General features: G+C 71.9%; 18 protein-coding genes. 5 read left to right on the forward strand and 13 right to left on the reverse strand.

Features of this window, described 5'->3' with window-relative positions; all coding sequences use genetic code 11:
• Positions 1 to 100 precede the first annotated feature (100 nt).
• From AB0M28_RS33620 to AB0M28_RS33635, 4 genes are read right to left on the reverse strand one after another with little or no spacing between them, the layout of a single operon-like run.
• Positions 101 to 1,306, reverse strand: a complete 1,206-nt coding sequence (locus AB0M28_RS33620; protein WP_365413378.1) for an ABC transporter permease — start codon at positions 1,304 to 1,306, stop codon at positions 101 to 103.
• Positions 1,306 to 2,001 carry an ABC transporter ATP-binding protein gene (locus AB0M28_RS33625; protein WP_365413380.1) on the reverse strand — a complete coding sequence of 232 codons (696 nt, stop codon included), beginning with the start codon at positions 1,999 to 2,001 and terminating at the stop codon, positions 1,306 to 1,308. Before AB0M28_RS33625 ends, AB0M28_RS33620 begins: the two co-directional genes overlap by 1 nt.
• Complete coding sequence (locus AB0M28_RS33630; RefSeq protein ID WP_365413382.1) at positions 1,998 to 3,125, reverse strand: peptidoglycan-binding domain-containing protein; 1,128 nt, start codon at positions 3,123 to 3,125, stop codon at positions 1,998 to 2,000. Before AB0M28_RS33630 ends, AB0M28_RS33625 begins: the two co-directional genes overlap by 4 nt.
• Positions 3,118 to 3,648: a hypothetical protein gene (locus AB0M28_RS33635; RefSeq protein ID WP_365413384.1), complete on the reverse strand. Its 531-nt coding sequence runs from the start codon at positions 3,646 to 3,648 to the stop codon at positions 3,118 to 3,120. Before AB0M28_RS33635 ends, AB0M28_RS33630 begins: the two co-directional genes overlap by 8 nt.
• A 220-nt stretch (positions 3,649 to 3,868) precedes the next feature.
• On the opposite strand from AB0M28_RS33635, the gene AB0M28_RS33640 reads away from it, so the two are divergent.
• Both AB0M28_RS33640 and AB0M28_RS33645 read left to right on the forward strand, forming a co-directional pair.
• Positions 3,869 to 4,525, forward strand: coding sequence for a response regulator transcription factor (locus AB0M28_RS33640; protein WP_365413386.1), 657 nt, complete (start codon positions 3,869 to 3,871; stop codon positions 4,523 to 4,525).
• The gene (locus AB0M28_RS33645; RefSeq protein WP_365413388.1) at positions 4,522 to 5,691 is read left to right on the forward strand and encodes a HAMP domain-containing sensor histidine kinase; all 1,170 of its coding nucleotides are present in this window, start codon (positions 4,522 to 4,524) and stop codon (positions 5,689 to 5,691) included. The genes AB0M28_RS33640 and AB0M28_RS33645 overlap by 4 nt, the downstream gene beginning before the upstream one ends.
• Before the next feature lie 11 nt (positions 5,692 to 5,702).
• On the opposite strand, the gene AB0M28_RS33650 is transcribed toward AB0M28_RS33645, so the two are convergent.
• The gene (locus tag AB0M28_RS33650; RefSeq protein ID WP_365413390.1) at positions 5,703 to 6,431 is read right to left on the reverse strand and encodes a methyltransferase domain-containing protein; all 729 of its coding nucleotides are present in this window, start codon (positions 6,429 to 6,431) and stop codon (positions 5,703 to 5,705) included.
• 225 nt (positions 6,432 to 6,656) lie between these two features.
• Here AB0M28_RS33650 and AB0M28_RS33655 point away from each other — a divergent pair, with 225 nt between their 5' ends.
• Positions 6,657 to 7,490: a peptidoglycan-binding domain-containing protein gene (locus tag AB0M28_RS33655; protein WP_365413392.1), complete on the forward strand. Its 834-nt coding sequence runs from the start codon at positions 6,657 to 6,659 to the stop codon at positions 7,488 to 7,490.
• Here AB0M28_RS33655 and AB0M28_RS33660 read toward each other — a convergent pair.
• Positions 7,439 to 8,713 (reverse strand): MFS transporter, encoded by a 1,275-nt coding sequence (locus tag AB0M28_RS33660; protein WP_365413394.1) that lies wholly within the window; start codon positions 8,711 to 8,713, stop codon positions 7,439 to 7,441. The genes AB0M28_RS33655 and AB0M28_RS33660 overlap by 52 nt on opposite strands.
• 72 nt (positions 8,714 to 8,785) lie before the next feature.
• Here AB0M28_RS33660 and AB0M28_RS33665 point away from each other — a divergent pair, with 72 nt between their 5' ends.
• Positions 8,786 to 9,769 (forward strand): winged helix-turn-helix domain-containing protein, encoded by a 984-nt coding sequence (locus tag AB0M28_RS33665; protein ID WP_365413396.1) that lies wholly within the window; start codon positions 8,786 to 8,788, stop codon positions 9,767 to 9,769.
• A 16-nt stretch (positions 9,770 to 9,785) separates the two neighbouring features.
• Here AB0M28_RS33665 and AB0M28_RS33670 read toward each other — a convergent pair whose 3' ends face one another.
• The 7 genes from AB0M28_RS33670 to AB0M28_RS33700 all read right to left on the reverse strand — a co-directional run bounded on the left by AB0M28_RS33670 (position 9,786) and on the right by AB0M28_RS33700 (position 17,400).
• Positions 9,786 to 10,274 carry a hypothetical protein gene (locus AB0M28_RS33670; RefSeq protein ID WP_365413398.1) on the reverse strand — a complete coding sequence of 163 codons (489 nt, stop codon included), beginning with the start codon at positions 10,272 to 10,274 and terminating at the stop codon, positions 9,786 to 9,788.
• Positions 10,275 to 10,361: 87 nt separating this feature from the next.
• Positions 10,362 to 12,008 carry a thiamine pyrophosphate-binding protein gene (locus AB0M28_RS33675; RefSeq protein WP_365413400.1) on the reverse strand — a complete coding sequence of 549 codons (1,647 nt, stop codon included), beginning with the start codon at positions 12,006 to 12,008 and terminating at the stop codon, positions 10,362 to 10,364.
• Positions 12,005 to 12,778, reverse strand: coding sequence for a cyclase family protein (locus AB0M28_RS33680; protein WP_365413402.1), 774 nt, complete (start codon positions 12,776 to 12,778; stop codon positions 12,005 to 12,007). Before AB0M28_RS33680 ends, AB0M28_RS33675 begins: the two co-directional genes overlap by 4 nt.
• A gap of 82 nt (positions 12,779 to 12,860) precedes the next feature.
• Complete coding sequence (locus AB0M28_RS33685; protein WP_365413404.1) at positions 12,861 to 13,733, reverse strand: carbohydrate ABC transporter permease; 873 nt, start codon at positions 13,731 to 13,733, stop codon at positions 12,861 to 12,863.
• Positions 13,730 to 14,686 carry a sugar ABC transporter permease gene (locus AB0M28_RS33690; protein ID WP_365413406.1) on the reverse strand — a complete coding sequence of 319 codons (957 nt, stop codon included), beginning with the start codon at positions 14,684 to 14,686 and terminating at the stop codon, positions 13,730 to 13,732. Before AB0M28_RS33690 ends, AB0M28_RS33685 begins: the two co-directional genes overlap by 4 nt.
• Positions 14,687 to 14,782: 96 nt before the next feature.
• Positions 14,783 to 16,114, reverse strand: a complete 1,332-nt coding sequence (locus AB0M28_RS33695) for a sugar ABC transporter substrate-binding protein (RefSeq protein WP_365413408.1) — start codon at positions 16,112 to 16,114, stop codon at positions 14,783 to 14,785.
• 215 nt (positions 16,115 to 16,329) lie between these two features.
• Positions 16,330 to 17,400: an enolase C-terminal domain-like protein gene (locus AB0M28_RS33700; RefSeq protein ID WP_365413410.1), complete on the reverse strand. Its 1,071-nt coding sequence runs from the start codon at positions 17,398 to 17,400 to the stop codon at positions 16,330 to 16,332.
• 304 nt (positions 17,401 to 17,704) lie between these two features.
• Here AB0M28_RS33700 and AB0M28_RS33705 point away from each other — a divergent pair, with 304 nt between their 5' ends.
• Positions 17,705 to 22,519, forward strand: a complete 4,815-nt coding sequence (locus AB0M28_RS33705; RefSeq protein WP_365413412.1) for a putative Ig domain-containing protein — start codon at positions 17,705 to 17,707, stop codon at positions 22,517 to 22,519.
• Positions 22,520 to 22,635 lie beyond the last annotated feature (116 nt).

Raw genomic sequence — 22,635 nt, forward strand, 5'->3', positions numbered from 1 at the left:
GTTCACCGCCCGGGTGAACATCGCGATCGGCCGCCCCGACGCCGACCTGGACGAGGAGCGGCTGACGGCCGCCGCCGCGTACTCCGGCGCCGACGCCCGCTCACGCTGCGGCCAGCGCCTCGGTCGGCGGCAACCGGGCCGCCCGCAGCGCCGGATAGAAGCCGGCCAGGCCCCCGATGACCAGCGTCGCCCCGAACCCGCCCGCCATCGCCCATGGCGGGACCACCGTCGGCCAGCCCTGGTAGGCGGCGTACCCCGTGGTGACGCCGATACCGAGCAGGACGCCGCCGATGCCGCCGAGGGCGGACAGCAGCAGGGACTCCGCCAGGAACTGGCCGCGGATCTGGCCGCGCGTGGCGCCCAGCGAGCGCCGCAGACCGATCTCCGCGCGGCGCTCCAGCACCGAGATCACCATGGTGTTGGCCACGCCCACCCCGCCGACCAGCAGCGCCACCGCGCCCAGCCCCAGCAGCAGACCGGTGAACGCCTTGCCCGCGGCCTGCTTGGCGGCCAGTGCGTCCGACGGCCGGGAGACCTTCACCTGGGACGGGTTCTGCGGATTGGCGGTGGGCCCCAGCACCGACTGCACCGAGGTGACCGCCGCGTCGTCGCTGCGGGTGTAGATGGTCGTCGGATGCCCGTCGAAGTCCAGCTCCGACTGCGCGGCCCGCCAGCCGATCAGCGCCGCGGTGTCCAGCTCCGGCGCCAGCGGGGCCGGCCGCAGGATGCCGACCACGGTGAACCACCGGCCGCCGACGAGCACCCGGATGTCCGGTCCCGCACGCCCGATGCCGAGCCGCTCGGCGGCCGTCGCCCCCAGCACCGTCGCCGGATAGCGGCTGGTGGCGGCGTTGAGCCAGGTGCCGCTGCGGAGTTCGGCGCCGGTCGCGGCTCGCAGCGAGGTGCGCGCGGCGTACGCGCCCAGTCCGCCGGTCTGCTCCTCGGGGATCTTGTCGGTGCGGTAGATGTCGCCCCCGTCGATCTTGCCGATGGCGGACACCGACGTGACCGGTCCGATCCGTGCCACCATCCGCTCGGCGGTGAGCGGTAGTTGTGCGTCCCCTCCGGTGAGCGTGTTCCCGGGGGAGACGGTGAGCAGGTTCGTGCCGAGCGCGGAGAGCGTGCGGTCGAGTTCCGCCCGGGACGACGCCGAGATGCCGACGACGGCCACCATCGCCGCGATACCGATCGCGATGCCCAGCGCGGACAGGAACGCCCTGAGCGGCCGGGTGCGCAGCCCCACCGCGCCGGTCTTCACCACGTCCCCCGGCCACATCCGGGCGGGGCGCAGGGTGTCGACGGCCATCAGCCCACCTCCGCGTAGCGCGCACCGGCCGTGTCGGCCGTGTCGCCTACGATCTGTCCGTCGCGCATCCGCACCTGGCGGGGGAGCGCGGCGGCGAGTTCCCGCTCGTGCGTGATGATGACGACCGTGGTGCCGGCCGCGTTCAGCTCCCGCAGCACGTCGAGCACGCCTGCCCCGGACGCCGAGTCCAGTGCCCCCGTCGGCTCGTCGGCCAGGAGCAGCGACGGCTCGCCCGCCACCGCCCGGGCGATCGCCACCCGCTGGCGCTCGCCGCCCGACAGCTCGTGCGGCTCGTGCTCCAGCCGGTGCCCGAGCCCGACCCGGTGCAGCACGGCCACCGCCCGCCGGCGCCGCTCGGCCGCCCGCAGCCCCGAATACAGCAGGCCGTCGGCGACGTTGTCGATTGCCGACGTACCGGCCGCCAGATGGAAGTGCTGGAAGACGAAGCCGATGTGCCGCGCCCGCAGCGCCGACAGCTCGCGGTCGGCCAGCTCCTGGACGGCGTACCCGTCGATGTGCACCGAACCGGAGCTGGGCCGGTCGAGCGTGCCGAGTACGTGCAGCATGGTCGACTTGCCGGAGCCGGACGGGCCGACGATGCCGACGAGTTCGCCCCGGGCGACGGTCAGCGAGACGCCGGCGAGCGCCGTCACCCCGCCCTGATAGCTCTTGGTGACGTCCTTCAGCGCGATCACTTCGGCATCCCCACCTTGGTGCCCTCGGCGATCCCGTCGCCGGAGACCTCCACGCGGCCGTTCGCGAACAGGCCGGTGGTGACGGGTACGTACCGGCTCTCCGTCCCCTCGACGACCTCCACCCCGAACCCGCCCTCCGCGAGGGCGAGCAGCGCGGCGACCGGAACGGTGAGCACGTTCTCGCGCTCGCCGGCGGTGAACTCCACGTGCACACCCGCCTGGTCGAAACCGCGCGCCGCCTTGCGACCCGCGGCGTCGGCGAAGCGGACGACGACTTCGACCTTCGTCTCCGCCTCGGTCTGCTGATCCGCGGGATGCAGGACGGTCGTCACGCCGGCGACGACGCCCTTCACCGCCGTACCGTCGGGGAAGAGCACGCGCACCGTGGCGCCCTTGCGGGCGAGCCGCTGGTCGGCGGTGTTCAGCTCGGCGGTGACGGACTTGTCGGTGCCGGTGTACGCCAGGACCTTCTGGCCCGGGCCGGTGGTGTCGCCCGTCTTCGCCTCCGTGCTGTCGACGCGCACCGCTCGCGGCGCGTACTGCACGCGGCCCAGCTCCAGCGCGCCGGTCTCGGGCAGGCCCAGGTCCTCCTGCCAGGCCTTCACCGCCTGTTCGGTGAGGTAGGTGAACTCCTCGTCCACGGTGAAGCCGGTGTAGCCGAGAGCAGCCAGGTTCCGCTCCAGTTGGCGCACGTCGTCGCCCTCGTCGCCGCGCCCCAGTGCGCGGTACGCGGGCAGCTTCCCGTACAGCAGCAGCACCGGCCGGTCGTCGACCTCGTACAGCGCCTGCCCCCGGGTGACCTTCGTACCGGACGCCGGTACGCGGGTCAGCGTGCCGGCCAGCCGGCTCGCGACGTCGGTCGTCGTGCCGTATCCCAGTTCGCCGTCCGCGGTCTGGATGTCCTGCAGGGTCTGCCGGGTTACCCCGGCGGTCTTCGGCGGGAGCCCGCCGTCCGCTCCGTCACCGGACGGGGAGCCGCCGCCGAGCCCCAGGGCGGCCACGGTGACCGCTCCGCCGGTGGCCACCGTGAACACGGCGGCGACGATCCGAGGGCCGCGGCGCCTGCGGCGGCGCCTCGGGGACACGGCCGCGGTGAGATCCTCCGCGGCGACGGTGTCAGCCATTGTTCGTCACCTTCTTGCCGTCGCCCATGCCGACGTCGCACTTCTTCTCCGCCGCCTTGAAGTCGGGGTCCTCCACGATCTCCGGACCGACGTTGATCCCCTCGCCGGGCTTCGGGTCCTTGAACGCCTCCACGCCGTTGTCGCGCATGCACGCGGCGTACTTCAGCATGTCCTCGCGCTCCTCGGCGTTGTCCTCCTCCGACGGCGGCGCGCCGGCGAACGCGCGGCAGGCCTCCAGCGCCTTGTCCTGCTTCTCCTTCTCCGCGGGGGTGGTGGCGGACAGCTGGATCCCCTCGCCGGGCTTGGGGTCCGCCACGTCCACGCCGTTCTCGCGCAGGCAGCGGGCGTAGCGCAGAACCTGCTCGTCTCGGCTGAGGGACGGCGAAGCGCTCGGGCTGCCCTTCTTCGAACCGTTCGCCGAGGCGACGCCGTTGTCGCCGCCGTCCTTCGCGCAGGCGGTGAGGGCGAGTGCGGTGGCTAGGGGCAGCAGTGCCAGCGCGGCGCGGGTGCGTGTGCGGTTCACGTCGTCTCCATGGGCCGGGGCCGGCCGGGCGCCGGCTTCCTGGAGGAGATGGAACGGGAGCGGCTGTTTCCCGGCCGTTTCCGTGACGGGGACGCCGCCCACCGGAGTGGACGGCCGCGCACTAACGCCGACGAAACACCCCCGTGGGCCAAGATGTCCGCAGGGGCCCTGTCCTTTGGGGAAGGACGGGTGGGCCCCGCCTACGAGAGGACGGCCGGGGATGCGGGTGCTGGTGGTGGAGGACGAGCCGATGCTCGCCGACGCGATCGGCGAGTGGCTGCGCGAGGAGACGCACGCCGTCGACATCGCGCACGACGGGGCGGCGGCCCTGGAACGGACCGCGGTCAACGACTACGACGTCGTCGTCCTGGACCGCGACCTGCCGGTCGTCCACGGCGACGACGTGTGCCGGGAGCTGGTCGGCTCCGGCGCACCGGCCCGTGTGCTGATGCTGACGGCCGCCGCGGACGTCACCGACCGGGTGGCCGGTCTGGGCCTCGGGGCGGACGACTACCTCACCAAGCCGTTCGCCTTCCCCGAACTGGCCGCCCGCGTGCTGGCGCTGGGCCGCCGCGCCCGCCCGCTGACCCCGCCGGTGCTGCGCCGCGCGGGCATCACCCTCGACCCGGCGCGGCGCGAGGTGTTCCGCGACGGACGGTACGTCCCGCTGTCGAAGAAGGAGTTCGCCGTCCTCGCGGAGCTGCTGCGGGCCGAGGGCGCGGTGGTCTCGGCGGAGCAGCTGCTGGAGAAGGTCTGGGACGAGAACGCCGACCCCTTCTCCGGCGTCGTCCGGCTGACCGTCCTGAAGCTGCGGCGCAAGCTGGCCGATCCGCCGGTGGTGCGGACCGTGGTGGGAGTGGGGTACCGGATCGCATGAGGCGGATACGGATGCTGCCGCGCCGGCTCACCCTGCGGGCCCGGCTGACGCTGGTGTACGGCGGGCTCTTCCTGGTGGGCGGGCTGGTGGTGCTGGGCGTCACGTACACGCTCTTCGACCAGCGCTTCGGGGAGAGCGGCATGACCACCCACATGGAGACCGCGCCGGGGGCGACGCCGCCCACGGACGGCACGCCCGTCTTCAACGAGCAGAAGGTCCCCGAGGACATCCGCGACGCGGCGGGCAGCACCCTGCTCACCCAGGGCGCCATCGCCCTCGGCGTGGTCGGCGCCGCCGCCGGCGGCCTCGGCTGGCTGATCGCCGGGCGGGTCCTCGCACCGCTGCACCGCGTCACCGACACCGCCCGCCGGATCGCCGCCGCGCCCGCCGCGGACCGCGGACTGCACGAGCGGATCGCGCTGGACGGGCCCGAGGACGAGGTGAAGGAGCTGGCCGACACCTTCGACACCATGGTCGAACGCCTCGACCGCTCCTTCGACGGCCAGCGGCGCTTCGTCGCCAACGCCTCGCACGAGCTGCGCACCCCGCTGACGGTCGGCCGGGCCGTGGTGGAGATGGCCATGCACCGCAAGGCGGCCTCGCCGGATGTCCGCCGGCTGGGGGAGCAGCTGCTGCAGATCAACACCCGCCACGAGCGCCTCATCTCCGGCCTGCTGCTCCTCGCCGGCTCGGAGAACGAGGTGCTGGACCGCGTTCCGGTGGACCTCGCGGACATCGCCGCCCATGTCGTCGGCCAGAGTGCCGACGAGGCGCGGCGGTGCGGGGTCGCCGTCCACGACAAGACCGCCGAGACGACGGTGCGCGGCGACGCGCTGCTGCTGGAGCGGCTGGTGCACAACCTGGTGGAGAACGGCATCCGGCACAACGCCGAGGGCGGCTGGGCGCGGGTCGAGACCCGTACGGACGAGGCGGGGCGGGCGGTGGTGGAGGTCGCCAACTCCGGGCCGGTCGTCCCCGCGTACGAGATCCCCGCCCTCTTCGAGCCCTTCCGCCGCCTCGGCGCGGACCGCGTGATCACCGCGACGGGCGCCGGTCTGGGCCTGTCAATCGTGCAGACCATCGCGCGCGCCCACGACGGCGACGTGACGGCCGTCCCGCGACCGGAGGGCGGACTGACGGTGACGGTGACCCTGCCGGCGCTGTGACCCGCCGCCCCTCAGCGGCGCCGGGCGACGACCAGCCGGCAGCGCGGGCTGCCGTCGGCACGCCGGCCCAGCTCCCGCAGCGCCAGGGTGGTCACGTCGAAACCGGCCTCCGCCAGCTCACGCCGTACGTCGGGCAGCCGGAAGGTGCGGTAGTACATGACGAACCGCGGCCACCACACCGCGTTGCGCACCCGCATCGCCGCGTCGAACCCCCACAGCGACCAGTAGCCCCACGAGCCGACACGCGGCGGCGCCACGATGGGAAACGCGAACACGCCTCCGGGGCGGAGCACCGCGTACACCTCGGCGAACAGCGCCGGCCGCTCCCGGGGGAGGAAATGGCCGAACGCCCCGAAACCGGTCACCAGATCGAACGCGGAGGTGAACGGCAGCCGGCGCACGTCGCCCCGCACCCACCGCACCGCCGGGCCCTCGTCGCGGGCCGGGAGGGCGGCCCGGGCCCGCGCCAGCATGCCGGCGCTGAAGTCCACGCCGACCACCCGGTCCGTACACACCTCGCGCAGGACGCCGACACCGGCGCCCGTCCCGCAGCAGTGGTCCAGGCCCGTACGGAACGGACCCAGCGGACGCAGGGCGTCCGCCACCGCGAGCAGAACCCGGTCGGAGGTGCGGTACGGCGACACGTCGAACTTCGGGGCCAGCAGGTCGTAACCGCGCTCCACCGAGGACAGCGCCTGGACGGCGAGCTCGCGGAAGGTCGGGCCGTCGGAAGGTGACATCGCGATCACAGTAACCGGTGGGGCGGGATGTCTGCGCGGGCCAGGAATATTCGTGAGACGGCGGATTCTCCGCTAGAGTCCGGCACTACCGCCTTTGCGCGGAGGGGGATCACACATATGGACGCATACGTACGACGACCGTGCGCCCGGTGCAGAGCCATCGGGCCATGCGACTGCGCGCGCAGGGACGCCGAGGCGGAGCAGCCGCTGCGCATCCGCCCGTACGTGCCGGCGCCTTCCCCCACCCTCCTCCAGGCACCCCTCCCGCACGAACCGGCCACGGCCCCGCTGCCCGCCCCGGCCGTCGCCGACCTCGGCCTGTTCGCCCCGGAGCGCCCCGGCCCGCCGCCCCGCGCCACCGGCACCGACCTGGTCCGCTACGAACCGCCCGTACGCTCGGGCGAGATCGAACCGTACCGCGGCCGCCGCGGCGCCCACCGCGCTCCGGCTGGACGCCGCAGGCTGATGGCCGTCCTCGGCGCCGTCGCCGCGGCGGCGGCCACCGCCGGGGTGGTGACCCTCGGTCTCAAGGCGTTCGAGGACGGCAGCCGTCCCATCGAGGTCGCGCCCGACCCCACGAACTCCACCCTCGACCTGCTGCCCGACGACGACGCCGCCTCCGAGAGCCCGTCGAAGGACGGCAAGAGCGGCAAGCCGTCGGCGTCCGCCAGCGGAAAGCCGAGCGGCAGCCCCAGCCAGAGCCCCGCCAAGGGCGACGCGACCAGGCCGGCGGGCGGACAGCCGGGCGGTGCCACCTCGGCGCCCGGCAGCACCCAGCCGGCCCCGCCGCCGCCGTCCAGCCCGGCCGGCAGCACCTCGGCGCCCCCGGCGTCCCCGCCGACGCTGAGCCGGGGCGACAGCGGGGCGGAGGTCGTCGAACTGCAGAAGAGGCTGGACCAGCTGAACCTGCTGACCGGCAGCGTGACCGGCGAATACGAAGGCAACACGGTCCGAGCCGTGACCCGCTACCAGCAGGCGCGCGGGATCACCTCCGACGCCACGGGCGTCTACGGGCCAGCGACGCGCGCGTCGCTGGAGTCGGAGACGTCCGAGCCGTAGCCCGCCGCGATCTCGTCCGTCTCCGGCTTCGCATCGTCCGTCTCCCGCTTCACGCCGTCCGCCTTGGGCAGCGGACGCAGCCCTGGCGCCAGCGCCAGGGTGACGGCGACCGAGGCGGCGGCCATCACGCTCATCGCGGCAGCCGGCGACAGCAGCTGCGCGACCCCGCCGGCCAGCGCGGCGCCCACGCCCTGCATGGTCAGCATCCCGGCGGTCTGCAGGCCCATCGCCTGCCCGCTCAGCTCCCGCGGCGTCAGTGCCATCAGCCGCTCCTGCAGCAGCAGCGACGCCGCGAAGCCCACGGACGCGCACAGCGCCGCCAGCATGGCGACGGGCAGCGGGGGGCTCAGGAAGAACACCAGGTACGGCGCGGCGAGCAGCAGCCGCAGCGGCGCCGCCAGCCGCTCGCGCAGCGCGGGCGGGACGAAGCGACCCAGCACGGTGTCCCCGGCGAGCATGCCGGCCGCCGCGGCGGAGAAGAGCAGACCGGCGTTCTCAGGCTCGTACGACACGAACAGCGCCTCGCAGCCCACGACGAGCCCGTTCGGCACCCATCCGGCGAGGAACACGTACCGCCGCGGCACCGACGACCACAGCACGGCGTTCACCCGCCACGTCTCGCGCACCGACGGCCGCCCGGCGACGCGCGGCGCCCGCCGCCGCAGCCCGAACCGCGCGACGCCCGCCGCCAGGGCGAACAGCGCCGCGCACAGCACCAGCGTCGCGCGCGGCGACAGCACGACCACCAGCAGCCCGCTCACGGCGAAGCCGCAGACCTGCATGGTGCCGTTGGCCATGTTGAGCACCGACCGGCCCAGCACGAAGCCGTCCGGGGGCAGTACGTCGGTGAGCAGCCCGTAGCGCACCCCGCCGCCCACCGATCCCACGACGCCCTGCCCGAGCAGCACCACGAAGACGCCCCACACCGGCAGCCCCGGCAGCGCCAGGACGGCCGCGCCGAGGGCGAAGACCAGCGCGATGCCCGACATCGCCGCCCGCGGCGGCAGCCGGTCGGCCGCCGACATCAGGAAGGTGGCGCCGATCACCTGGGTGAACGCGGTGCCGAACATGCTGAGGGCGGACAGCAGCGGCGACTCGGTGGCCCGGTAGACGAGCGTGGCGAGTGCCAGACCGCCCATGGTCTGGGCTGCGCTGTGCACGACGGCCGTGGCGAAGAGCGGTGTGAACTGAGGCTGGCGGAACAACTCCCGGTAGGTGCGCATGCCGGGGAGTCTGCGGGGGCCTTGCGGCCGTCCGTTATTGTTTCGCCCCTACGCGAAAGGGGGCGGGCGGTCATGGGGCTGTGGCTGCTGGACACGGACACCCTGGCGGGCAGCCGCTTCAGCGTCTCCGAGCTGGCCGAGGTGACCGCCGTGTTCCTGATGCTCCAGGAACGGCGCGCCAAGCACCCGGGGGAGCACGAGACGCTGACCGCCCACGCTCCCGCGTACCGCGAACTGCTCGCCGCCGACCCGGTCCTCGACACGCTCGCCGACGCCGTGGTCGGCCACCGGGCCTGGCTGGCCGACTTCCTCACCCCCGCCACCGCGTACGAGCCCGGGCACACCTTCGAGGAGGAGCTGGCGGTCGTCCGCGCCACCGCGCCCCACCAGGCACGCGCCGACCTCGTCGTCTCCCGCCCCGGACCGCTGCCGCCCGTCCTCGACCGCGACGACGTGCCCGAGCTGCTCGGCGGGCTGCTGACCTGGGTGTGGACGCGGATCGTACGGCCGGAGTGGCCGCGCCGGCGGCGCGCCCTTGAGGCCGACATCGTCGCCCGCACCCGCCACCTCACCCAGGGCGGCTGGTCGGCGGCGCTCGACGACATGCGGCCGGGGATGCGGTGGCTGGGCGAGGGACGGCTGCAGATCAACATGCACGACTACCCGCCGAAGGACATCTCCGGCAAGCGACTGCTGTTCATCCCCGTCACGCCGTCGCGGGGGTGGGTGGCCTGGGACCTCAGCGATCTGTACGTCCTCACCTACCCCTGTCACGGGGTGCTGGCCGGGGCGGACCGGGAGCGGCAGCCGCCGCTGGCGCTGGGCCGGCTGCTCGGGCCGCACCGGGCGGCCGCGCTGATGCTGCTCGGCACGCCGATGAGCACCACCCAGCTGGTGGCGCTGACCGGCCAGGGGCTCGGCTCGGTCGGGCGCCATCTGAAGGTCCTGTACGACGCCCGGCTCATCGCCCGCCGGCGCTCGGGGCGTTCGGTGCTGTACTACCGCACCGAGGCGGGCGACGTGCTGGTGCGGGCGCAGACCGGCCCGGTGCGCTGACGACCGGCGGCGCACCTCACGGGCCCGGCGGGGTGAGCCGCGACTGGGCACGGTGGATGAGCGTGTCGCGGGCCTCGCGGTGGTCCTGGATGAGCTGGGCGAGGCGGGTGCGGTCCAGCGGCTGTCCGCCGCGGACCTCGTCGCACATCGGCAGCAGGGCCCGGCGCATCCGGCGGGCCGAGTCGCGCACCTCGTCCGTGCGGGCGCCGGTGAGCAGGCTGATGAGCTGGGACTTCTCGTGCAGGGCCTCGTATGCCTGCAGCGCCGCCGCGGCCTCCTCCGCCAGGCCGGCCGCCCCGCTGTCGCGGGCGTTGCGCCAGCGCAGCAGTCCGCGCAGCGCGCGATCGGCTGTCGCGAGGTAGTCGGCCAGCGCCGTCAGGAGCGTCTGGTCCCAGCGCACGGCCATCTCGCGCCGGTGCAGCGCGTGTTCCCGCCAGGCCTGCAGCAGCGCTCCCGTCATGGTGCCCACCAGAGCCGAGATCGTTCCCACCCATGTCGCGTCCACGCACCGGAGGTTAGGGGCCGGGTGCGCCGGGTTGTAGGGGCCGGGCGGTCTCATCGTGGTCGGTAACCGGGCGGGTTCCCTTCGCGGTCAGTGGCCGCGGAACGCCTCCTCCAGCCACCACGACGACCGGCGGACGACCTTCGCGTCCAGCAGGAGCGGGCTGTCGCGTGGGCCCGCGAGCCAGTCGTCGACCGCGGCGAGGTCGGCGCGGGTGCGGACGGTGGCAGCCGTGCAGCCGAAGCCGCGGGCGATCGCCGCCAGGTCCGCCGGCGGGAAGGTCACCGTGTCCAGCGGATGGCCGAAGGGCCCGAAGTGGTGCACCTCGGCGCCGTACGCCTCGTCGTCGTACACCGCGATCAGCAGCCCGAGGCGCAGCCGCACCGCCGTCTCCAGCTCGGCGACGCCCATCAGCGCGCCCCCGTCGCCCAGCGCCGCCACCGTCAGGCGGTCCGGGCGGGCCAGCGCGGCGCCGATGGCGGTGGCCAGGCCGAGGCCGATGGACTGGAACGCCTGGGTGAAGACCAGGCCGTCGGCGTCGGGTACGGAGAGGAACACCGCCGGATGGCCCATGAAGTTCCCGGAGTCGACGGCCACGGTGCGCTCGGCGGGGAGGAGGTCGTCCAGGGCGGTCGTGAGGAGGTGCGGGTCGATCCGGTCGGCCGTCGAGGCGTCGGTGTGCGGCACGTGCCGCCAGCGGCCCTCGCGTGCGAGCCGTTCGGCGAGGCCGGGGAGCCGGTAGCCGCGGCTGCCGTGGCCGCGGCGCGCCAGCTCCGCCTCGACGGCCTGCGCCGTTCCGGCCGCGTCGCCGGTCACGGCCACGTCGGCCCGCCGGTGGGCGCCGAGTTCGGCGGGCTCCAGATCGACCTGGGCGACGACGGTCTTCTCGCCGACGAGTGTGCCGTGGCGCAGGGTCCACATGTTCAGCGCGCAGCCCCAGCCGACCAGCAGGTCCGCGCCGCGGATCAGCTCCGCCGCCAGGGGAGTGGCGAAGCCCCCGCTGACGTCGAGGTCGTAGGGGTCGCCGAGGAACAGGCCGCGCGCGACGGCCGACGTCGCGAGCAGCGCGCCGGTGCGCTCGGCGAGGACCCGCAGCGGTTCGCCCGCTCCGGCCAGCCGGGCACCGCGCCCCGCGATGAACACGGGCCGGCGGGCAGCCGCCAGCGCGTCCGCCAGCTCGGCGACCGACGCGGCCGACGGCACGGGGTGGTGCACCGGCGCGGGCCGCGGCACCTCGAAGGGCCGTGGTGCCTCGGCCGCCTGGACGTCCAGGGGCAGGTTCAGCAGCACCGTCCGGCGCTCGCATACGGCGGTGCGCCAGGCCCGTGCGACGTCCTCGGCGGCGCTCGCGGGGCTGTGCACGCGCTCGGGGACGGCGCCGACCGCGGCGGCCAGCGCGCCCTGGTCGATCCGGAAGTTGGACCGTACGGCCGAGGCCGCCGCCTCACCGGCGAGCACCAGCAACGGGGTGCGGCTCTTGGCCGCCTCCGTGATGCCGGTCACGGCGTTGGTCAGCCCCGGCCCCTGATGCACCGAGACCACGCCCGCCTCGCCGGACACCCGGGCGTACGCGTCGGCCATCACCGCGGCGCCCGCCTCGTGGCGGGCGGCCACGAACCGGGCGCCTCCCGCGGTCAGGGCGTTGGTCACGTGGAAGTTGCCGCTGCCGACCACGCCGAAGACCGTGCGCACGCCGAGACCCGCGAGTGCGGTGCCGACCGCCGCGGCGACGTTCACCGCTCGACGAGGGCCAGCACGCGGGACGGGCTGCCCGAGCCGCCGACGATGGGCAGTGGGGCGGCGACGAGCAGCGCGCCGCGCGGCGGCAGCCGGTCGAGGTTGCGCAGCTGCGTCAGACCGTACTTGCCGGCGCCCAGCAGGAAGGAGTGGCAGGGGAACGCCGGGTCGAAGCCGTGCGCCGCCCCCGCGTCCGTACCGACGGTCTCCACGCCGACCCCGATCAGCGGCGTCTCCTCGGCGATCCAGCGCGCGCACTCGACGGACAGCCCCGGTGTGTGCGGCCCCGTCTCATCGGCGTTGAGGAACGCCGCCGCGTCGTCGGCGCGGCTGTCCCAGCCTGTGCGGTACAGCAGCCAGCCGCCCTCGGGCAGCGGCCCGTGGGTCTTGGTCCACGCGAGGATGTGGTCGGGCTCGAGCAGGAAGTCGGGATCGGCGCCTGCCTCCGCGGCGGCGTCCAGCACGACGGCCGGCGCCACCAGCTGCCCGGCGGGCACCTGGGAGACGTCGGCGCCGTCGCGCCCGGTCACCCAGTGGACGGGTGCGTCGAAATGGGTGCCCGTGTGTTCGCCGGTGGTGATGTCGTTCCAGTACCAGGCGGGGCCGCGCTCGTCGTAGCGGCTCAGCTCGTGCAGGGCGAAGTGGCGGGTGTTGGCGAAGGGTTCGGGGAGCTGGAGGATGGGCGTCGCCTCGGACAGCGGCGCGGTGAGGTCGACGACCTCCACCTCACCGGCGGCCAACGCGGCGGCCAGTTGCTCGAGCAGGGCCATGCTGCCTCCCACGGCGGGCGCAGGGGATACCGAGGGCGACGGTAACACCGTTCGGCGGCCGCGGGGTTGGGGTGTGCCGCGCCTATTTGACACTTCCCGCCGTCAGTCCGGAGCGCCAGAAGCGCTGGAGGGAGAGGAAGGCGATGAGGAGCGGGATGAGGGACAGGGCGGCGCCGGTGATGGTGACGTTGTACGGCACGCCGTTGTTGAACTCGGCCCGCCAGTTCGCCAGGCCCACGGTCACCGGCTGCAGCCGGTCGTCGCTGAGCATCAGCACCGGCAGCAGGTAGTTGTTCCAGCTGCCCACGAACTGGAAGAGGAAGACCGTCACCAGCGCGGGCGACATCGCGGGCGCAGCCAGCCGCCAGAAGATCCGGGCCTCCGTGGCGCCGTCGACCCGTCCGGCCTCGAGGAGCTCGTCGGGCACCGCGGCGGCGGCGTAGACGCGGGACAGATAGACGCCGAACGGGCTGACCACGCTCGGCAGCAGGACCGCCCAGTAGCTGTTGACGAGTCCGGTCGCGCTGAACATCAGGTACAGCGGCAGCGCGAACATCGACGCGGGGACCAGCACCGCGCCGAGGATCACGTTGAAGACGAGGTCCCGGCCGCGGAACGCGAACTTCGCCAGGGCGTGCCCGGCCATCGCCGAGATCGCGGTGCTGACGGCGGCGCCCGTCGCGGCGTAGAGGAAGCTGTTGCCCATCCAGCGCAGGAAGATGCCGTCGTCCTGGTGGAACACGTCCTTGACGTTGGTCCACAGGTCGAAGTGGGAGAACCACAGGCCGTTGGTGGTGAAGAGGTGGCCCTTGTTCTTGGTGGCGGTCACCAGCAGCCACCACGGCGGGATCAGCGTGTAGAGCGCGAACAGGAGGAGGACGGCGTTCACCCCGGCGCGGCTGGTGAGCCCCGCGCCCCCACGGGTGCCGGTCGCGCCGGGCGAGGTCCGCGTCATGATCCCATCCCCTTGCGCTGGGTGTACTTCAGGAAGCCGAAGGACAGGACGAAGGTGAGCAGCGCGAGGACGACCGACTCCGCGGCGGCGAAGTGGTAGTCGTTGAGGTTCGTCGCGTACTGGGTGGCGAGGATCGGCGTGTACGTGCCCGTGATACTGCCCGCGACCCGCCGGAGGATCTCCGGCTCGGTGTACAGCTGGGCGGTGCCGATGATCGAGAACACCGCCGTCAGGACCAGCGCGGGCCGGACCAGCGGGATCTTGACGTGCCAGGCCAGCCGCCAGCCGGAACAGCCGTCGAGCCGTGCCGCCTCGGAGAGTTCGGCCGGTATCGCCTTCAGCGCCGAGTGGATGATGAGCATGTTGTAGCCGGTCCAGGCCCAGGTGAGCATGTTGCCGATGGAGACCGGCACCAGGGTGTCCGACAGCGGGTCGAGGGATATGCCGACGCTCTCCAGGGCCGCCGTGACGGGGCTGATGCTCGGCATGTACAGGTAGGACCACATGATCGCCGCGATGGCCCCGGGGAGTGCGAACGGCAGGAAGTACACCAGCTGGAAGGTGCGCTTGAACCGTGCCGCACGCGAGTCGATCAGCAGGGCCAGCAGCAGCGCGAGTCCGAGCATGACCGGCACCTGCACCAGCCCGATCAGGAAGACGCGCAGCAGCGAGGCGAGGAACGCCGAGTCCCGCAGGGCCTCCGAGTAGTGGGACAGGCCCGCGAACGCCGTGGTCGACGGCCCGAGCCCCAGCCCGCTGCGCCGGACCTCGAAGAAGCTCTCGTAGACGGCGTACGCGATCGGGGCCAGCATCATCGCGGCGAACAGCACCCCGAACGGGGCCAGGAACAGCACCGCCGAGCGGGTACGCCGCCGGCGGGCCGGCGACCCGCCCGGGCCGGACCCGGATCGGCGGACCGGGCGGGCGGTCCGCGGGGACAGGGTGGTGGTCACGGTGGTGGTTCTCCTTGTTCGGCGGGTCGGTGAGGGGTCGGCCGCCCCCGGCGCGGCGCAAGGGACATGCGCCGGGGGCAGCCGGGCTCGGGTGGGTCAGCTGGTGACGGACAGACCCTGGTCCTTCATCGCCGCCACGGTCTTGTCCTGCACGGTCGCGGCGACCTCGGGGACCGTGCTGCCGCCGCCCTTCGCCTTCTTGAGCCCGTCCACGAAGTCGGACTCCACCTGGTTCATCGTCGGTCCCCACACCCAGTCCGGGCTGGTGTTCTCGGCCGCCGCCCGGAACACCTCGTACGTGTTCTGGCCGCCGTAGTAGGGGGAGGGCTCGTTGACCGCGGGAAGGCCGAGTCCGGCCTTGGCCGCCGGGTAGATGCCAGTATTCTTGATCAGGTTCGTCACGCTGCCGGTGTCGGTGCTGAACCAGCGGGCGAACTCGGTGGCCTCCTTCGCGTGTTCGCAGCCCTTGAGCACGGCGGTGGTGGAGCCGCCGTTGTTGCCAGACGCCTTCTCGCCGGCGGTCCACTGCGGCATCGGGGCGACCGCCCACTTGCCGGCGAGGTCCGGCAGGTTGGTCTGCAGCAGGGGCGCCGCCCACGCGGCCGTGATGAGGGAGAGGACCTTGCCCTTCTTCGCGTCGTTGAACCAGGCCTGGCCGAGCGGGCCGTCCGCGGTGTAGAGCAGGTCGTCCTCCTGCAGGTCCTGCCAGTACGCCGTGACCTTCCGGGTCTCCGGGCCGTCCATGGTCACCTGCCACTGGTCGTTCGCCGTGCCGAACCAGTGCCCGCCCGCCTGCCATACGTATCCGGCGGTGTCGTAGGCGTCGGTGAGCGAGTTGATCAGGCGGACGGACGGGTCCGCGTCGTGCACCTTGCGCGCGGCGGCCGCGAACTCGTCCCAGGTCCCGGGCACGGCGATGCCGTACTTCTCGAACAGGTCCGTGCGGTAGAACAGGGCCGTCGGGCCGGTGTCCACGGGGATGCCGTAGACCTTGCCGTCGAAGCCGGACTGCCGCCAGGTCCAGTCGACGAACTGGTCCTCGCCCTCGGCGGCGTACTCGGTGATGTCCTGCAGCGCGCCGGTCACCAGGAAGGTGGGCAGGGTCTCGTTGCCGACCTGGGCCAGGCAGGGCGCGTTGCCCGCCTTCACGGCGTTCTGCATCTTCGCGTAGCCGCCGCCCGCTCCGGACTGCACCTTCTGGAACCGGACCTGGACGTCCGGGTGGCTCTTGTTCCACAGCTCGACCGACTTGTCGTAGCCGGGCGCCCAGCCCCAGAAGTCCAGGGTGACCTTCCCACCCGCCGCCGCCCCGTCGCTGCTGTCGCCGCCGTCCGATCCGCAGGCCGTGGCCAGGCTGAGCGCCGCCAGCGCGAGCAGGGCGGCGGCAGCGCGGCTGCCTCGTCCCCTGGTCCTTCTCCGTCGAGTCATGGTTCGAACGCCCCTTTCCGCAGGCCTTGAAGTGCCGTGAGCCTCGCATGCATCGATAGGTCGGTCAATTGATAGTTACGAAACAAGTCTTGGACTTTTGGTCCCGTCGCCAGGACAGTAGAGCGGCCGGCGGAGGCCGCGCAGCGAATACCCCGGGTCGCCCGGCGCGTTCGCCGGGTCGCGCGGGGAGGAATGGTTCGTACTCTTCGCCGGTGTCAGCTCCGGGGCAGGGCCACACCGCCCGACCAGCCTTCCTGGTCCCAGCCGACGCCGGGCGCGGTCGGGGCGCGGAGCAGCCCGTCGGAGCCCACCGAGGGCTCGCGGACCACGGGGTTGGTGAGGACGAAGGACTCGTAGTACGTGGTGTTGGGGATCGCCATGCACAGATGCGCGTTGACGATGCCGGATCCGTGCACCTCGGCCCGCAGCAGGAAGCTCTCCGCGAGGTGGGCCACCCGCATCGCACCGGTGATCCCCGCCTTGTACTGGGCGCTGGTCCGCACGCTGCCCGCGGCACCGGAGGCGATGAAGTCGGCGGCGTTCATATGGGCGCCGTCGGAGGTCTCGGCGACGAGCAGGGGGACGGACACCCGCTCGGCGAGCCGGCGGTACGCGGTCACGCTGAACTCGCGCATCGGCTCCTCGTACCAGGTGTAGCCGGCCTCCGAGAGGGCCTCGCCCAGATAGACCGCGTCGGCGAGGTCGAAGGCCGCGGAGCCGTCGTACATCAGCGGAACGGCGTCGCCGGTCTTCTCCCGCAGCTTCTGGCAGAGCCGGGCGTCCTCGCGCGCGTCGCCCCACGCGTGCAGTTTGATCGCCGCGAAGCCCGCCTCCAGGCACTGCTCCGCGACGTCCAGGTACTCCTCGACGCTGGCGAAGGTCGCGGTGCTGGCGTAGGCGGGTATGGACTCGCGGTAGGTGCCCAGCAGCTGGTGCACCGGGAGCCCGGCGGCCTTGCCCGCCAGGTCCCACAGGGCGGTGTCGACGAGCCCGAGGACATAGATCGGGAACTCCTCGATCCGGTCCAGCTCCCACAACCGGTGCCACAGCAGCTCGCGATGGGACGGATCGCGTCCCAGGAGATCCTCGCGGATACGCCGCTCCACCAGGTCCTGGAGGATCGCCCCGCGCCGCGTGTGCGCCTCCCCGTACAGCCCGTCGTCGGTGTGGACGCGCAGGATGCCGCCCACCGCCGGCCCCTCGGAGCCGGGCAGGCCCCGGCGCCACCTGAAGACGGGCTGGGCCGGCAGGTCGACCAGTTCCACACTCACGTCGGTGATACGCATCTTGCCCCTTACGTCGGCAGACCCAGCGCGGCTGCCGGGTCCGTCGGCAGCGCGGCTCCAGATGTATCACATTCATTGAATGGCCAACAGAAGGCATAGTTGCGCTTCATGCCTTGACTCGGTCCGCGCGGACTACCCATACTCCCAACGCACTTGACTGGTCGTACCTGCGGTTGCCGCAGCGAGGGCAGGGGTCTGCCGTCCCAGCCCGCCCGGCCAAGAGTCTGAAGCATGTGCGCCAAACCGGCTCGAGAGATCACAGAAGGAGGTAGCAGTGAAGAGATTGCGTCAGATCATTTCCAGCGTGGCCGCAACCGCGATGGTGCTCGCGGTCACCGTCATCGGCAGCGGCCTCGCCGCACCGCGGGCCCATGCGGTCCAGACGACGGGAACGGCGCCCTACCTGAACCAGTGGGCGGTTTCCGGTCCGTACACCGACCCGGTGGTCGAGCGGTCCGCCGCTCCCGTCGTTCCCGCCCTGGGTACGCCTTTAAGCGACCCGGACGGCCAGGAGAGATCCACCTGGCAGTACTTCGACGACCGGGTCTTCAACCGGAACTATGACGACTACAACGACCTGCTGGGCTATTTCGACGTCAAGCAGGGGCAGGCGACGTCCGACAAGTGGGTCGTGGCGGCGAGTTACGTCTACAGCCCGGCAGCGCGCACGGTTCAGTGGCGGGTCGGCGGATCGGGCGTGTACAACGTCTACGCCAACGACACCCCCGTGGGGAAACAGGACCGCGTCGCGTCCCGGGTGAGCAAGAACGGCACCGCGTATCCCGTCCGGCTGAACGAGGGCTGGAACAAGCTGGTCATCGAGATCCGGCACAAGAACCCCGGCCGTAACAAGAACTTCCTCGGCTTCTACACGAGGCTCTGCGACGACGCCGGCAACGCCGTTCCCGAACTGACCTACTCCGTTACGGGACCGAACGCGCCGGACGACCGGCTCACCGTCGCCACCAGCGGTCTGAGCATCGACCGGGACGCGTTCGAGGCCCGCAACGCGGAGGTGCCGGCGAACGACTACCCGTCCAACACGCTGCCCTACGCCTACGACGAGAACCCGTACGTCGGGATGGTCGCGACGATCGACGGAAAGCGCAACACGTCGGGTATCGCCCCGCAGGCGTCCCCCTTCACCTTCCAGGCCGCCGGCGGAAAGCCCGGCTACTCCTGGACGGTGTCCGAGGGTCAATTGCCGCCGGGTCTGACCCTGAAGGCGGACGGCCACATCGACGGCACCGTCTCGGACGGCGCCCACGGCGCGGCGCACAAGGACTACACCTTCACCGTGCGGGTGACCGACGCCCTGGGTGCCGCCGCGACGAGGCCGTACACCATCACGGTCAGGAAGAACCCGGTCGACTGGTTCACGGAAGGCAAGATGTCGGCCCTGTCGCACACGACGGGCACCATGCCGAACCTCTACGACCCGAACTACACCTACGACGAGTGGGCCCAGAAGGCCAAAGAGATGGGCATGAACCTGCTTTCCACGGAAAGCCTGCAGAACACCATCTATTACTGGCCGTCGCCGAACGCGAACCTGACCCCGGACAACAGCAACAAGCTGTACAAGTACAACGCCCTGTACCGGTCCGCGGACGGCACCTGGCGGGTGAAGGACCGGGTGATGCAGGCCAAACAGGCGGCGGAGCGTTACGGGCTGAAGTTCGGCGTGTACGTGTCGTCCCTGTACGAGGGCTCCGAGATCCTGGAGAGCGACATCCAGGGGCTCGTCGCCCGGTACAACCCGTGGTACTTGTTCGCCGACGGCGGTCCGGAGAGCTACTCCAACACCGACGTCGCCTGGAGCTCCGCGCGCAACTACAACGACCGGGTTCTCATCGACGCGAACCCCAACGCCCAGACCGGCGACCAGGACATCACGCTGCACGAGCGCGCCTTCTGGAACAGCGAGCCCTATCAGGACAGCCACTGGCGCAACGGAATCCTGCCGCAGGGAAGAAAGGTCGCCCACGAGGAGTGGAACGACCCCTACACCACGGCACTGGACGTCTGGACGCAGTACGCCAAGGGCAACGAACGTGACGACTGGAGAGAGGCGGCCAAGGAGCTGATCAACCAGTACGGCCACGGCTACGTCATGAACTACGACTCGTCCATCACCGTGACCCGCGGCATGGACAACCTGAGCAGCAACCTGGACAACACCAACATCTTCTCGATGGTGCCCGTCTCCTCGCAGCAGCTCTCCGACATGCGCGCGGGGATCGTCAACTGGATGGACAACCCCGGCGGACCCGACCTGCGCGAGTCGATGTACGGCACCCTGCCGTACACCCTGGACTACACGCTGCGGCCCGGCTGGTACACCGATCCGCAGAAGGCCATCGCCCACGGACAGGGGCCCGACTGGGGCTACGCCATGTCCCGTGACCAGTACGTCTATCTGCACATGATCAAGAACCAGATCTCCGGGGTGGCGAAGTCCGGCTTCACCGGTCAGTCCCGGCTGGACCGCGTGGGCCCCTTCGACCACCCGGTCGAGAAGGTCCAGTGGCTGAACAAGGGCGCCTCGCTGCCGTTCACCACCGAGAAGGCGGACGGGAAGTACTACGTCTCCGTCGACACGTCGGACGTGAGCGCGGACCCCATCGACACGGTCATCAAGATCCAGACGGCAAATCCGGCCCGAACGTACAGGATGACGAGCGTCAAGCTCTTCAGCGGCCAGACCTCGGCAGGGAGTCTGCAGCTCCGGGCCGAGAGCTACATGAACGACTACACCAACGTCCTCGCGCCCGCCAAGCTCAGGTTCAGGAGCGACGATCCCCGCGTCGCGACCGTCGGCGAGGCGACCGGAGCCGTCCAGGCCCAGGCCGACGGTGCCGCCACCATCACCGTGACGGCGACGTACGACGACGGTGTGAACCCTCCGCAGACCGAGACCGACACCTACCCGGTCGAGGTGCACGACGGGGCGATCTCGGCCGCACTCCCGCTGGTCGGCGTGAGTATGCGTACGAACGGGTCGCAGTTCTGGGGGCAGTTCCCCACGAACAAGGACGTGCCCGTGTCGTTCAAGGGCTTCACCCGCAAGGGCGGTGAGGTGGACATCCTCCGGGCCTCGAACGTCAGGTACCACTACGCGACGGTCGACGGCAGGCGCGACAACCCGACCGGAAAGATCGTGGTCGACGAGGTGCCCGCCGGCCAGGTCCCGTTCGTGGTCGAGGACAACACGATGCGGTTCACCGGCCGGGTCTCCACGCCCACGATGTACAGCTACTGGGCCGACATGACGGTCGACGGGAAGACGTACACGTCGACCCGGAACTACATCACCCTGATACCGGACCACGACGCGGCGGCCGGAATCGCCCCGAAGGTGACCAGCGACAGCAGCCACGCCCGCACGCTGTCCGACGGGGTCATCAACGACAAGTCCGGCGGGAACCGGGCGAAGTGGGAAGCGCCCGCAAGCGATGCGGACCCGAGCATCACGTACGACCTGCGCACCCCGCAGGACCTCACGCGCGTCAACGTCTTCTTCAACCACCACATGCCGAACGCCGACAACGTCACCTACCGCAACGTGCCGAAGAAGGTGAAGATCGAGTACAGCGCCGACGGCTCCCACTGGACCACCGGCAACGAGACGAACACCCTGTCCGGCGCCGGGCTGCCGACGTCGAGGAACACGCTGGCCGTCCCGCGGAGCGACACGACGCTGTACGCGTGGGAGCAGGAGGGCCTGTACTACAACTATCCGGTGGATCCGGACAAGCCCAGCGTGCACGCCCGGTACGTGCGGATCTCCTTCCCCGGCGGCGGCCAGGACGGCAGTCCGGTCGACGTCCTGGAGGCCCAGGTGTTCTCGCTGCGGGACCTGACCGCACTGGGCGGCATCCGAGTCGAACCGGAGGCCGGGGCGGACGGCCTGACGGCGACGGTCGACGTGACGGGCTCCTCCTTCCTCGGCGAGCCTCTCGACCTCAGGGAGGCGGATCTCCGGATCACCAGCGACGACCCCTCCGTCGTGACCGTCGGCGCGGACAGGGAGCTCTCGTCCGCCGGCGAGGGACGGGCGAAGGTCACCGTCACCGCGGAGCTGGCGGGCTACCGTGCGAGCGACCACTTCTACGCCGACGTGGACGCGGACGGACGCATGACGTTCCCCACGTTCCTGAAGGACGTGAAGCTGGCGCTCGGCACGAGGACGGTCAAGGTCGGCGAACCGGTGATCGGGACGATCGACGCGAGGCTGAGCACCGGCGAGAAGGCCAACCTGTCGAAGGCGAAGACCGGCTACGTGCTGGGCGACAGCCGGCTGGCAGCCGTGCCGGGCAGCAACACCATCGTGCTGAAGGAACCGGTCACCGCCCCGTTCACGTCGACCGCGAAGGCGGTGGTGACACTGGACGGTGTGACGGTGGGGTCGGATCAGAGCACGATCACCGCGCAGAGCAGCAACATCGCCGGCTCCGCCACCGTCACCGTGTCCTCCGTCCGCGACCGCAACGGTGACCCGGACGGCGACGACCAGGACGACCGCTATCTGGGCGCGCGGGCGACGGACGGGAACAGGGCGACCTCCTGGGCGGCGAAGCAGGCGGACAGGAGCCCGTGGATCAGGCTTCAGTTCCCGTCGCCGGTGGAGGTCGACCGCGTCAATCTGGTCGACCGCGGCCACGACGTCAACCAGATCGTCGAGGGTCTTCTGGAATGGGAGGGCGGCAGCAAGAAGGTCACCGGCATCCGGTGGGACGGCCAGCCGGACAACGTCGTGCGGCTTGACGCCCCGGTCAGGACGAGCTGGCTGAAGTTCACCGTCGACCCGGACGGCGTCTACAGCAATCCGAGTGGCGCGGAGTGCGGCCTGGCCGAGTTCGAGGTCTACGAGGTGCAGAAGCCCAGGGCCGTCGTGGACTACACCGCGGTCGCCGTCGACACGAGGACCGGCGAGCTGCCGACGCTGCCCGCGCGGACCGAGGCGGTCTACAGCGACGGCACGACCGGCCCCGTCGACGTCACCTGGGAGCCGGTCACCGCGGACATGGTGGCCGACGAGGGCTGGTTCACCGTGCTCGGCACCGTGACGGGGACCTCGGCCAGGCCGAGGGCCGTGGTGAACGTCGGGGAACGGTAACCGCAGGGCGCACACGCAGTCGGGGGGGGGGGGGGGGGGGGGCGGCCCGCGCCGGCCGCGGCGGGGGGGGGGGCGCGCGCCGCGGTGGCGCGCGCCCGGGGGTGGGGGGGGGTTGG

The organism is Streptomyces sp. NPDC051940, from assembly GCF_040680895.1.
In the GTDB taxonomy this organism is placed as follows: Bacteria; Actinomycetota; Actinomycetes; order Streptomycetales; family Streptomycetaceae; genus Streptomyces.